This is a genomic window from Kitasatospora sp. NPDC101157 (genome assembly GCF_044768255.1).
Classification (GTDB): Bacteria; Actinomycetota; Actinomycetes; order Streptomycetales; family Streptomycetaceae; genus Kitasatospora.
Map to the genome: position 1 here is coordinate 41,895 of NZ_JBIWPL010000034.1, position 11,304 is coordinate 53,198.

The 11,304-nt window shown below is 74.1% G+C and carries 7 protein-coding genes; 5 read left to right on the forward strand and 2 right to left on the reverse strand.

Translation table 11 applies throughout. The features are described from left to right. The first annotated feature begins 607 nt into the window (after positions 1 to 607). Positions 608 to 2,038, forward strand: coding sequence for a rifampin monooxygenase (rox, locus tag ACIRVF_RS38485; RefSeq protein WP_402828928.1), 1,431 nt, complete (start codon positions 608 to 610; stop codon positions 2,036 to 2,038). 22 nt (positions 2,039 to 2,060) lie between these two features. Here rox and ACIRVF_RS38490 read toward each other — a convergent pair whose 3' ends face one another. Continuing rightward, entirely contained in the window at positions 2,061 to 2,294 is a 234-nt protein-coding gene (locus tag ACIRVF_RS38490; protein ID WP_402828932.1) for a hypothetical protein, read from the reverse strand. 77 nt (positions 2,295 to 2,371) lie between these two features. After that, positions 2,372 to 3,151 (reverse strand): VOC family protein, encoded by a 780-nt coding sequence (locus ACIRVF_RS38495; protein WP_402828934.1) that lies wholly within the window; start codon positions 3,149 to 3,151, stop codon positions 2,372 to 2,374. A 263-nt stretch (positions 3,152 to 3,414) separates the two neighbouring features. Here ACIRVF_RS38495 and ACIRVF_RS38500 point away from each other — a divergent pair, with 263 nt between their 5' ends. From ACIRVF_RS38500 to ACIRVF_RS38515, 4 genes are all read left to right on the forward strand, one after another. Then, a complete protein-coding gene (locus ACIRVF_RS38500) occupies positions 3,415 to 3,792 on the forward strand; it encodes a hypothetical protein (RefSeq protein ID WP_402828935.1) in 378 nt (125 codons plus the stop codon). After that, on the forward strand, positions 3,785 to 8,371 hold the full coding sequence (locus tag ACIRVF_RS38505) for an AAA family ATPase (protein ID WP_402828937.1): 4,587 nt from the start codon (positions 3,785 to 3,787) through the stop codon (positions 8,369 to 8,371). Before ACIRVF_RS38500 ends, ACIRVF_RS38505 begins: the two co-directional genes overlap by 8 nt. A gap of 200 nt (positions 8,372 to 8,571) precedes the next feature. Next, positions 8,572 to 9,552: a phosphotransferase family protein gene (locus ACIRVF_RS38510; RefSeq protein WP_402828938.1), complete on the forward strand. Its 981-nt coding sequence runs from the start codon at positions 8,572 to 8,574 to the stop codon at positions 9,550 to 9,552. Positions 9,553 to 9,826: 274 nt separating this feature from the next. After that, a complete protein-coding gene (locus ACIRVF_RS38515; protein WP_402828940.1) occupies positions 9,827 to 11,194 on the forward strand; it encodes a cell filamentation protein Fic in 1,368 nt (455 codons plus the stop codon). Positions 11,195 to 11,304 lie beyond the last annotated feature (110 nt).

An 11,304-nucleotide genomic window follows, 5' to 3' on the forward strand; every position in this document is an offset into this window, starting at 1 on the left:
CCGCCTACGCGGCATTGCTCCTACGGATCAGCATGGCGCCCATCCTGGCCTGAACGCCCTTCCCGCACCACCGAATTACCCGCCGCCCTGGCAACGGCCCCGCCGGGGCGCCGGCGGCCCTCCCACCGGACCAGCGTCGGCGCCTCCACCACAGGGCCAGAGCCTCCCGTTTCGCGCCGATCGTCGGGTGCCCGGTCACGGCCTCCTCCACCCGTCCCTGCCGGGCCGGCAGGTGGGCGAACTCACCGGCCGATCCCGGTGCCGGGGACGGACGGAGCAGTTCGACGGCCTCCGCCACCCGGCCGTCCAGGTCCGCGCGCAGTGCCGCTGCCCGCGCTCACGCTGCTGCCGTTCAAGATCGTCGATGTTCGTCCGGGCAGCGTACGGGCGGTCTCCGACAGGGCCGCGAACGACGAGGGCGAGGAGTTCAGGGACTCCTCGCCACTACCAAGGTATCCCCCACAGGGGGCCTTGCCGCAAGGCCCCCGTCAGGGCGCACAATCGTCGACCGAGGCCGGAACCTGGCGAAATGCGCGGTTCACCCCGTCCGTACGCCGGTGTCCGAGTTGCCGGCCTCTTTCTTCGAGCTCACTGGGGGATGTCCCGAATGATCGATGTGATCGTGGTCGGCGGCGGGCCGACCGGCCTCATGCTGGCGATCGAACTACGACTCCACGGCGTGCAGGTGGTGGTGCTGGAGCGGCTGACCGAGCCGACCGGGGAGTCCCGCGGCCAGGGGCTGCACGTGCGCAGCGTGGAGATGATGGACCAGCGCGGGCTGCTGGACCGGTTCCTCGCGGTGGGCGCGAAGTTCCAGGTCGGCGGCTTCTTCGGCCACATCCACAAGCCGTGGCCGGAGACCACGGACACCGCCCACCCGTACGGCCTCAGCGTCGAACAGCCCGTCACCGAGCGGCTGTTGCGCGAGTACGCGCTCGAACTCGGCGCCGGGATCCGGCACGGCCGGGCGGTCACCGGCCTCGGCCAGGACGAGGAGGCGGTGACGGTCGAACTCGCGGACGGAACCCGGCTGCGCTCGCGTTACCTGGTCGGCTGCGACGGCGGCCGCAGCACCGTGCGCCGACAGCTCGGCATCGCCTTCCCCGGCGAGCCGTCCCGGGTCGACACCCTGCTCGGCGAGTTGTCGCTGGCCGAGGACCCGGCGACGATCGAGGCCGTGGTCACCGAGGTCCGCCGCACCGAGCTGCGCTTCGGCGCCGTACCGCGGGGCGACGGGGCGTACCGGATGGTCGTCCCCGCCGCGGACGTGGCCGAGGACCGGGACGAGCCGCCCACCCTGGAGGAGTTCCGGCAGCAGCTGCTCGCCACCGCCGGGACCGACTTCGGCGCGCACTCGCCCCGCTGGCTCTCCCGCTTCGGCGACGCCACCCGGCAGGCCGAGCACTACCGGCTCGGCCGGGCCTTCCTGGCCGGCGACGCCGCGCACATCCACCCGCCCACCGGCGGCCAGGGCCTCAACCTCGGCATCCAGGACGCCTACAACCTCGGCTGGAAGCTCGCGGCCGCCGTGCGCGGCCACGCCCCCGCCGACCTGCTGGACAGCTACCACGCCGAACGCCACCCGGTCGGCGCCCGCGTCCTGGCCAACACCCGGGCCCAGATGACCCTGCTGGGCGGCGAGCCCGGCGCGGTCGCGCTGCGCGAGCTGCTCTCCACCCTGATGGACTTCGAGGAGGTGAACCGCTACATCACGGAGATGGTCTTCGGCCTCGGGGTCCGCTACGACCTCGGCGAGGGCCACGAACTGCTCGGCCGCCGCCTGCGGGACGTCCGGCTGAAGCAGGGGCGCCTGTACGAGCGGATGCGCGGCGGCCGGGCACTGCTGCTGGACGCGACGGGCGGTGGCCTCTCGGCGGCGGGCTGGGCGGACCGCGTCGACCACGTCATGGACCCGGCGGAGGAGCTGGACGTCCCCGCCGTCCTGCTGCGCCCCGACGGGTACGTGGCCTGGGTCGGCGACGACCAGCACTCGCTGAACGACGCACTGGCCCGCTGGTTCGGCGCCGCGACCGCCTGAACGGGGAGCGGCCGGTGGCGGCTCAGTCGGCTGCCGGGTCCGGCAGGCCCGGGTCGATCCTGAGCAGCGAGCGCTTCGCCGTACCGTCCGGCTCGTAGACGGTCCGGTACAGGTACGGGCGGTCCGAGCCGGGGAAGAGCACGACGCCCTCCTCGACCACCGGCCGCTGCTCGGCGATGGCCCGGAGCCTGTGGTCGGCGTCGGCCGGGAACTCCGGCTCCGGGGGGGCGTCGGTGGCGTCCGGCCACGGGTCCACTCCGTCCCTTCTGAGCTGGACCGAGCCCGCCCGGAAGGGCCGGGCGGGCTCGGTGTCCGGTCGGTGCGGCCGCGCCGCTACTGCGGGCCGGGCTTGATCATCGCGAACGGGGCGCCCTGCGGGTCGGCGACCACCGCCATCCGGCCGGCCACCATGTCGAAGGGCCGGGCGAGGAGGGTGCCGTTGCGCTTGACCACGGTGTCGGCGGCGGAGTCCACGTCGTCGACCGCGAAGTAGCACAGCCAGTGCGCCGGGGTGCCGGGCGGGTCGTCGGCGAGCAGCGAGGCGCCACCGACGGGGCGGCCGCCGACCTTCAGTTCCCAGTACCGGTCGTTGCCCTCCACCGGCACGACGTCGATGCCGAACGCCTTGCCGTAGAAGGCGCCGGCGGCCCCGATGTCGTCGGTGTGGAGTTCGTTCCAGATCAGTGCGCCGGGTTCGTTGACCACCCCGGCTCCGGCGAAGTCCAACGCCTGCCAGACGCCGAACACCGCGCCCTGCGGGTCCGCGGCGACCAGCAGCCGGCCGAGCTTGCCGACGTCCATCACCGGCGCCAGCAGGGTGCCGCCGGCCGAGACGATGGCGTCCTGGGTGGCCTGGGCGTCCGTGGTGGCCAGGTAGCTGGTCCACACGGTGGGCGGCTCCGGCATGCCCTCGGGGGCCATCGCCGGGCCGATGCCCGCCACCGGCCTGCCGTTGAGCTCGCAGACGGCGTACCCGCCGAACTCGGCCGGGCCGATCTGCCCCTGCCAGCCGAACAGGTCGCGGTAGAAGTCCAGCGCGGCCTGCTGGTCCTGCGCCATCAGATCGATCCAGCACGGGGTGCCGGTCACGTACGGGGTGGTGACTTCGGGCATGCTCGCTCTTTCCTCGGGTGGTCCCCCGCCAGTCACCCTCCCGTCCCGCCCCAGGATCCGCCACCCGACACGCCGCTGCCGCAGGGGGCTCCGGACGGCCGCGTTCGCTCACCCGTTCGGCTCAGCGGAAGGGCCGCCGGGCCGTCCACCCGGCCTCCCGACCTCGGCGTTTGACCGCGACCACTCATCATTGTGACGCTTGGTCAACACAGCGTGCACCGTTGGCTCCTGGGGGGACCGTGGACGAACCGCTCCGAATCCGTGTGACCGACGCCGACCGCGGCGCCACCGCCTCCCTGCTCGCCTGGCTGCGGGCCGAGGAGGAACTGCGCGGGCGCGTCGAGCTGGAGGCCGCGCCGCCGCGGCCCGGCTCGCTGGGAACCTTCGCCGACGTGCTCACCGTCGCGGTCGGTACCGGCGGCGCCGTCTCCGGACTGACCAGTGCCCTGATCGCCTGGATCCGGCGGCGGGCCGGCGAGACGGTGATCCAGGTGACCCGCGCGGACGGCAGCTCGATCGAACTGCGGGCGACAGCGGTGCACGGCCTCCGGCCGGACGGCGTCGCCGAGCTCGTGCGCGAGGTGGGCCGCTCGCTCGCCGAGCGCCCCGGCCCGGCCGCGCTCCCGGACGGCGATGAGTGACGCCGGACTGCCGCTGGGACTCCCTGGCGCCCGGGCCCTGATCATCGGGACCGGCAGCCACGTCCCCGGCTCGGTCCTGCCCGAGGTGCCGGCCGCCGCCGGAACCGTCCGGGCCGTCGAGCGGGCGCTCGTCGACCGCTGCGGCCTCGCCCCCGAGCACGTGCGCACCGTGCTCGACCCGGAGAACCCGGTCGTCCTCGGCGAGGAACTGACCGGTGCGGCCGAGGCGGCGGACTCCGTCCTGCTGGTCTACTACGTCGGCCACGGCCTGGTCGGCGACGACAACGAGCTGTACCTCGCGACCCGCGTCACCGACCACCTGACCCGCGGCCTGCCCTACAAGGCCCTGCGCTACGCGACCCTGCGCGAGACCCTGGCCACCTCCCGGGCCCGCTCGGTGGTCCTGGTCCTGGACTGCTGCTTCTCCGGCCGGGCGGCGCCCGTGGGCGGCGCGGGCGGCCCCTTCGAGTCCGCGCACCCGGGCGGCGGCTTCGTCCTGGCCTCCGCCGCCCCGGAGGAACTCGCGCTGGCCCCGCCCGGCGCACCGTACACCGCCTTCAGCGGCGAGCTGCTGCGGCTGCTGGGCGAGGGCGACCCTACGGGGCCGCCGCAGTTCACCCTGGACGACCTCCACCGGGCCCTGTCGCGGGCGCTGGGCGACCGGGGCTTCCCGCGGCCGCGCCGCCGGTCCGAGGGGCGGGCCGGTGAGCTGGTCCTGGCCGCCAACCCGGCCTACCAGCCGCCGGAGGCACCGGTGCCGGGGCCCGATCCGGCGACCTGCCCGTACCGGGGCCTGGCACCGTACGGCGCGGAGGACGCCCGGTTCTTCTTCGGCCGCGAGGCGCTGACGGCGGAGCTGGTGGGCCGCGTCGCCGAACAGCTCTCCAAGGACGGGCTGCTCGTGGTCGTCGGTCCGTCCGGCGTGGGCAAGTCCTCGCTGCTGCGCGCCGGGCTGCTGCCCGCGCTCGACCACGGGCTGCCGGCGGAGCTGCGGCCGGGCCGCTGGCCACGCGTGGTGTTCACCCCGGGCGACCGACCGGTGACTCAACTTGCCCGCGTGCTGGCGCAGTTGACCCAGGACGAACCGGATTCCGTACGCGCCGCCCTGAGGTCCGATCCGGAATCGGTCGTCGGCCGACTGCCCGAGGACGGTACGCGGCTGGTGCTGGTGGTGGACCAGTTCGAGGAACTGTTCACCGCGTGCACGGACGAGGCCGAGCGGGAGGCGTTCGTCGCGGCGCTGTCCGCCGCGGCCCGCCGCAGTGCCGGGTCGGCCGCTCCTCGCGCACTCGTCCTGCTGGGGCTGCGCGCCGACTTCTACGGGCACTGCACGGCCTACCCGGCGCTGGCGCAGGCCCTGACCGACGGCCAGGTCCTGGTCGGCCCGATGACCACCGGGGAACTGCGGGACGCCATCGAGAAACCGGCCCGGCTCGCCGGACTCGGCCTGGAGGCGGGGCTGCTGGACCTGCTGCTGCGCGACCTGCGCACCGGCGGCGGCCACCGCGGCCCCGGCGCCGCCCTGCCGCTGCTGTCCTACGCACTGCTGGCCACCTGGCAGAAACGGGCGGGCCGGATGCTGACCACGGCGGGCTACCAGGCCTCCGGCGGCATCTGGGGCGCGGTCGCGCAGGCGGCCGAGGCCACGTACGAGGCACTCGACGCCGACGGTCGGCGCGCCGCCCGGCAGATCCTGCTGCGCCTGGTGCACGTGGTGGAGGGCGCCGAGGACACCCGCCGCCGGGCCCCGCTCGGTGAACTGGACCTCGAAGGCGACCCGGCGGCCCCGACGGCGCGCGCCGCGCTCACCGAGGCCCGGCTGCTGGTCGTGGACGACGACCACGCCGAGCTGGCCCACGAGGCGGTGCTGCGCGCCTGGCAGCGGCTGCGGGACTGGATCGAGAACGACCGGGCCGGCCTGCTGGTCCGCCAGCGGCTGCACGACGCCGCGGACGCCTGGGAGCGGGACGGGCGCGACGAGGGCGCGCTGTACCGGGGCGTCCGGCTCGCCGCGGCCCTGCAGTGGATCGAGGAGTCCGCGCAGCGGCACGGCACCACCCGGGCGGCCCGGGAGTTCCTGGCCGCCGGCCAGGCCCGGCAGGCCGCCGAACGGCACGCCGAACACCGCCGCACCACCCGGCTGCGGGCCCTGGCCGGCACCCTGGCCGTCCTGCTGCTGGTGGCGGTCGCGGGGGTCGGGACGGCGGTGTGGCAGAAGCGGTCCGCGGACGAGCAGCGGGACTTGCTGTCCTCCAAGGTGGGCGCACAGGCCGCCAACAAGCTCCGGCCGGTGGACCCGACCCTGGCCCTTCAACTCGCCCTGTCCGCAAGGAAGGTCGCGGACACCCCGGAGGCGCGCAGCGCGCTGTTCGACTCGGCGCTGGCGCCCTACTACACGCCGGTGGAGGGGCACACCGACACCGTCAAGAAGCTCTCCTACAGTGCCGACCGGCACCTGCTGGCCAGCGCGGGCACCGATCACACCGTCCGGCTCTGGGACCTCTCGGATCCGCGCCGGGCGACGTCCCTGTCCGTGATCCGGACCGGCAGCGCCTCCACAGGCCTCGCCCTCACCGGGGACGGCCGACTGCTCGCCGCCCAGGACACCGACACCACCGTACGGCTGTGGAACGTGACGGACCCGGCTCATCCGGAGGCCGTCGCCGTCCTGCCCGACGCCTCCGGCTCCCTGGCCCTCAGCCCGGACGGGCGCAGGTTGGCCGCCCTCGACCGGAACGGGTCCTCGCTGTGGGACATCGGCGACCCCCGGCACCCGGTCCGGACGGCCTCCCTGCCCACCGCCACGGGCACAGGGCAGTCCGGGGCGTTCAGCTCGGACGGACACCTGCTCGCCCTCCTGCACTACGAGTCCGAGGACAACACGTCGACCCAACTCTGGAACGTCGCAGACCCGTTGAAGCCGGCGCTCACCGCCACGCTCGCCGACAGCCACGCACTCGGCGTGGCCTTCAGCCCCCGGGCACCCCTGCTGGCGCTCGGCACCAACGGCCGGGGCGTCGGGCTGTGGGACACCGGCGACCCGGCCAAGCCCTCGCCCGTCACCGACCTCTACGGCCGTTCGGATCCGGTCGCGATCGACATGGTGCAGACGGTGGCGGCCCTCGGCTTCTCACCCGACGGCCGCACGCTAGCGGTCGGGGCGTCCCGGGACACCGGCTTTCAGCGGAGTCACGTCGAGGCCGTGGACATCGGCGATCCACACGCTCCGGTCCGCGCCGCCGACTTCCCCACCTCCGGGGTGGTCTTCTCGCTCGTGGTCGGCGACGGCGCGTCGTCCCTGCTCAGCACGAGCGAGGAGAAAAAAATCCGGAGCTGGCACCCGGCGCCTGCCGCGGCTCTGCCCGGCACGGGCACCGACGGGGCCTTCACCCGCGACGGCCGCACCATCGCCTGGGAGATCGACCCCCCGCACGGCCGTCGCACCCAGAACGCCAACGCCGGAGAGTACCAGCTGTGGCGGACCGCCGATCCGTACGGCACACGCCCGGCCGGGACGTTCACGGTCCTCGATCACGGAATCGTCCGCCCCGTCAACGAGCACACCCTGCTCGCGTTCAGCGATGTCGGCCTGCCGCGGCTCTGGGACGTCACCGATCCGGACCATCCCAAGCAAGGAGGCACGCTCAACGAGCTCGCTGACTACGTCGAGCACACCGGAGCCCTCGAAACGTTCACCACCGACCTGGCCGTCAAGGACAGTCTCGTCGCGATCAACGGTCGGGACGGCCGGATCCACGTCTGGGACGCCGCCGACGCCGGTGCCCCGAAGGAGCTCTCCACCATGCAGTCCCCCCAGCCTCCGGGCCAACTCAGCCTCGTCAACCGGAAGCTGCTGTCCCTGGACCGGGTGAAGAGCCATCGGATCAGCCTCTGGGACCTGAGCGACCCACGGCATCCGGCCGCCGTCGCGCCGATCGACCTCGACAACAACGTCGCGCTGTCGGACCACGCATCGAACCGGCTCGCGCTCGGCCTGGCAAAACTCCAGGAGTCGAACCCGAAAACCATTCAGCTGTGGGACCTCACAGACCCCCAACACCCCGACCACAACGTCGTCACCGAGGGCGTCGTCAACGACTTCGCTCTCAGTCAGGACGGGCGCACCCTCGCAGTGTCGACCGACAAGACCATCGACCTGTGGGACGTCACCGACGTCCACCACCCGGCCAAGACCGGTTCCCTCCCCGCCGAGCGCCAGTTCGGTCTGCAGTTCAGCCCGGACAACCGTCTGCTCGTCAGCAAACCCAGGACCTTCCAGAGCACCGACCCCGACACCGGACAGATCCACCTGTGGCAGGTGGCGGATCCTCGTAAGCCGACCGAGGTCGGCATGGTGACCGCCCCACACAACGTCTACGCCGTTGGTTTCAGCCCCGACGGGAACAGTCTGGCGGCCGGTGAAGCCCAGTTGATCGACGACCCGGGCCGCGTCCTCCTCATCGACCCCGACATCGACCGGCTCACCCGCCACCTCTGCGACACGGTGGGCACCGCCGTCACCCCCGACCAGTGGCACCAGTACTTCCCTGGCACCCCGTTCCAGCGCCCCTGCGGCTGACACGTCGACCGTCCGCCGAATGCGGTGCCGCTGGGCCGGCCGGGTGCTCGCGGGTGCGCTCAGCGGAAGGCGGCGGCGTTCTCCGCGACCCACTGCTCGAACGGCCGGGCGGGCGTCCCGGTGACCGTGGCGACCGTGTCGCGCACCCGCAGCACCGGGTAGGGTGCGCGGATCGTGGAGACGGAGAGGCGGGGGCACCGATGGCGGTCGAGGCGACGACGCGGGCGCAGTTGGCGGGTGCGGCGCGGGCTGTCCTCGGTGGACGGCTGGCGGCCGTGGAGCGGTTGGCGGGCGGCAGCAAGAAGGGCGTGTACCGCCTGGTGACGGACGACGGGTCGACGGCGGTCGCCTACCGCTGGGCCGATGCCGAGAACTACTGGCCGGCCGCCGAGGGCGACGACGACCTCGCCGACCCGTTCTCCCCCGGTCTCGGGCTCGGCCTGTTCGAGGCGGCGCACGCACGCCTCGCCGGCCTGGGCGTCCGGGTCCCGGCGATCCGGCTGGTCGACCGCGACGGCGCGTACGGCCCGGCCGACCTGGCCGTCGTCGAGGACGTGCCGGGCGAGAGCCTGGAGTCCCTGCTCGCGCGCGATCCGCGGGCCGCCGCCCCGGTGCTGGCCCGGCTCGGGGAGGCGCTGGCGGCGATGGGCGGCCACCGGGCGCCGCGCTACGGCAAGATCGCCGTGGTCGACACCGGCGGTGCCTCGCACGGGAGTTCCTGTGAGGTGGTCGTGCTGGAGCGCGCCCTGCGGGACCTCGCCGAGGCGGCGGCGCGCGACCCCAGGATCGCGGCCGCCCGCGAGCGGCTGGAGGATCGGCTGCGGGCCCTGGCGGGGGCGGTGCGACCGAGGGCGGAGTACGCCGTCGTGCACGGGGAACTGGGCCCCGACCACGTACTGGTGGACGCGACCGGGCGGCCCGTGCTGATCGATCTCGAAGGCACGATGTACTTCGACGTCGAGTGGGAGCACGTGTTCCTGCGGCTACGCCTGCACGAGGCCTACCGGCCGTTGGAGACTCCCGGGTTGGACGAGGACCGGCTCGCCCTCTACCTGCTGGCCCAACGGCTCTCCCTCACCGCGGGGCCGCTGCGGCTGCTGGACGGGCACTTCCCCGCCCGGGCGGCCATGGCGGCCATCGCCGAGTACAACCTGAACCGAGCCCTGGAGCTGGTCCGCTGAACCGCCGTCCGCCGAAATCCCGCCGCGGCGCCGTCTGCGACCATGCCCGACCGGGCGGCCCTGCGCCCGGCCGAACCGATCGCGGGCCGAACCGCCGCGGAGGCCTTCCAGCTCGCCATCGAGTACGGCCCCGGCCGCCCCTCGACTCCGGCTCCTACGCCGAGGCCTCCCCCGAGTCCAGGACCAACCTGGCGAACCGCCCGTCGCACCCTGCCGCCGGAGGACCCTGCGAAAATCGGTTGAGTGCGGATCGGAGCGCCGCCACGCTTGCCCGGTGACCCTGGACCTGGCCCCCCACAGCCTGACGTGGGACGAAGTGGACCCCGACCGTCATCCCTTCGACCACGCGACCGCGGCCCAGGTGGTGCGCGCGCTCAACCCGTCGCGGCAGGTGCCGCATCGGGACGATGTGTCCCCGGTCACCGCCGCCCAGCACGCGTGGCGCTGGGAAGTGGCGCGGCCGTGGACGGAGGCCATGTCCTATGCCCTCGCGCAGCGCTACGGCCGTTGGGCCGTCGGCTGGCGCTGGTCGGTCGGCGAGGGGGACCTCGACGGCGGGCCGGTCGGCAACTGGTGCTGCTCGTCGCACTCGATCACCACCCCGGAGGAGACGATCGAGCGGGTCGTGGCGTCGCTGTGCGAGTGGCGCGCATGGCTGGAGCTCCTCGCCGACCGGTTCGAGGCGTACCCCTTGGATCCCGCCGGGATCGAGGACCAGCGGGTCCTGTGGGAGCTCGCCGTCCGGAACATCGTCCATCAGGTGGTGGACTACACCGGCCACGAGAGCGCCTGGTACGGGCACTGCGCGCTGGTGCTCACCTGGTTCCTGGACCGCTGGGGTTTCGAGCCGGTGGCAGCGGAGCGCCTGGTCCGGCAGGCGATCGGCGGGCGGTTCAGGAGCTGGACCGCCCCGGACCTGGTGCTGGTCGACGACGTCGCCGAACGGCTCACGCGCTCGCTGCGCCCCGCCGGAGCCGCCGCCCGGCCCATCGCACCCGCACCCGCACCCGACCACCTGGAGGGCTGGGTCGCCGCCCGCGGAAACATCGCGTGGCCCGAACCGTCCACCGGGGCCGCGGACGGACCGCCGCTCCCGGCCCGTGACGGCGCAGCGGCGGACATCCGCGCCTTCGACGCCGCCATCGATCCCGCCCGGGCGGAGGGCATGCTCGCCGCCCTCGACCGGCTGCGGGCCGACGCCGCACGCGCCGCGGATCTCGACTTCGAGCTGCTCCGCCGTTGGCAGCAGTACGTCCTCGGCACACCGCGGCCGCCGGAGTTCCGCATCCTGCCCGCGTTCGCCAAGGAGGGTCGGGAGCGTTACGGCATCGCTCCGGACACGCGTGCCGGGTTCGATGCCTGTCTGGCCGAGAGCGCGCCAGCCGGCGACCGCCCCCTGCCGCTGGCGGCCCGTGCCGCCCGCGCCTACCTGGACGTGTGCTTCTTCCATCCGTTCGACGACGGGAACGCCCGCTGCGCCTTCCTCACCCTCGTCTTCGTCCTGGCCCGGGAGGGCGTGGCACTGGACAGCGTCGGCCTGCTGCGCCGGATGAGCTACGGTGCCACCGATCCGTCGGCACCGGTGTTCCTCGGCCACCTCGTCAACCGCCACGTCGTGGAGAGCAGACGCCGAGCCGGCTGAGCACGCCCGGTCGTGGGGGGGGGAGTGGGGGGGGGCGCCAATTAACCCCCCGGCGGGGGGGCCGGCGGGGGGGCCGCGGGGCCCCGGGACGCACCTGGGCGCCGGGGCCC

Excerpts from the sequence above, each read along its gene's own strand:
- rox (WP_402828928.1), top strand. The coding sequence starts at position 608 with ATGATCGATGTGATCGTGGTCGGCGGCGGGCCGACCGGCCTCATGCTG.
- ACIRVF_RS38495 (WP_402828934.1), bottom strand. The coding sequence starts at position 3,151 with ATGCCCGAAGTCACCACCCCGTACGTGACCGGCACCCCGTGCTGGATC.
- ACIRVF_RS38505 (WP_402828937.1), top strand. The coding sequence starts at position 3,785 with ATGAGTGACGCCGGACTGCCGCTGGGACTCCCTGGCGCCCGGGCCCTG.
- ACIRVF_RS38510 (WP_402828938.1), top strand. The coding sequence starts at position 8,572 with ATGGCGGTCGAGGCGACGACGCGGGCGCAGTTGGCGGGTGCGGCGCGG.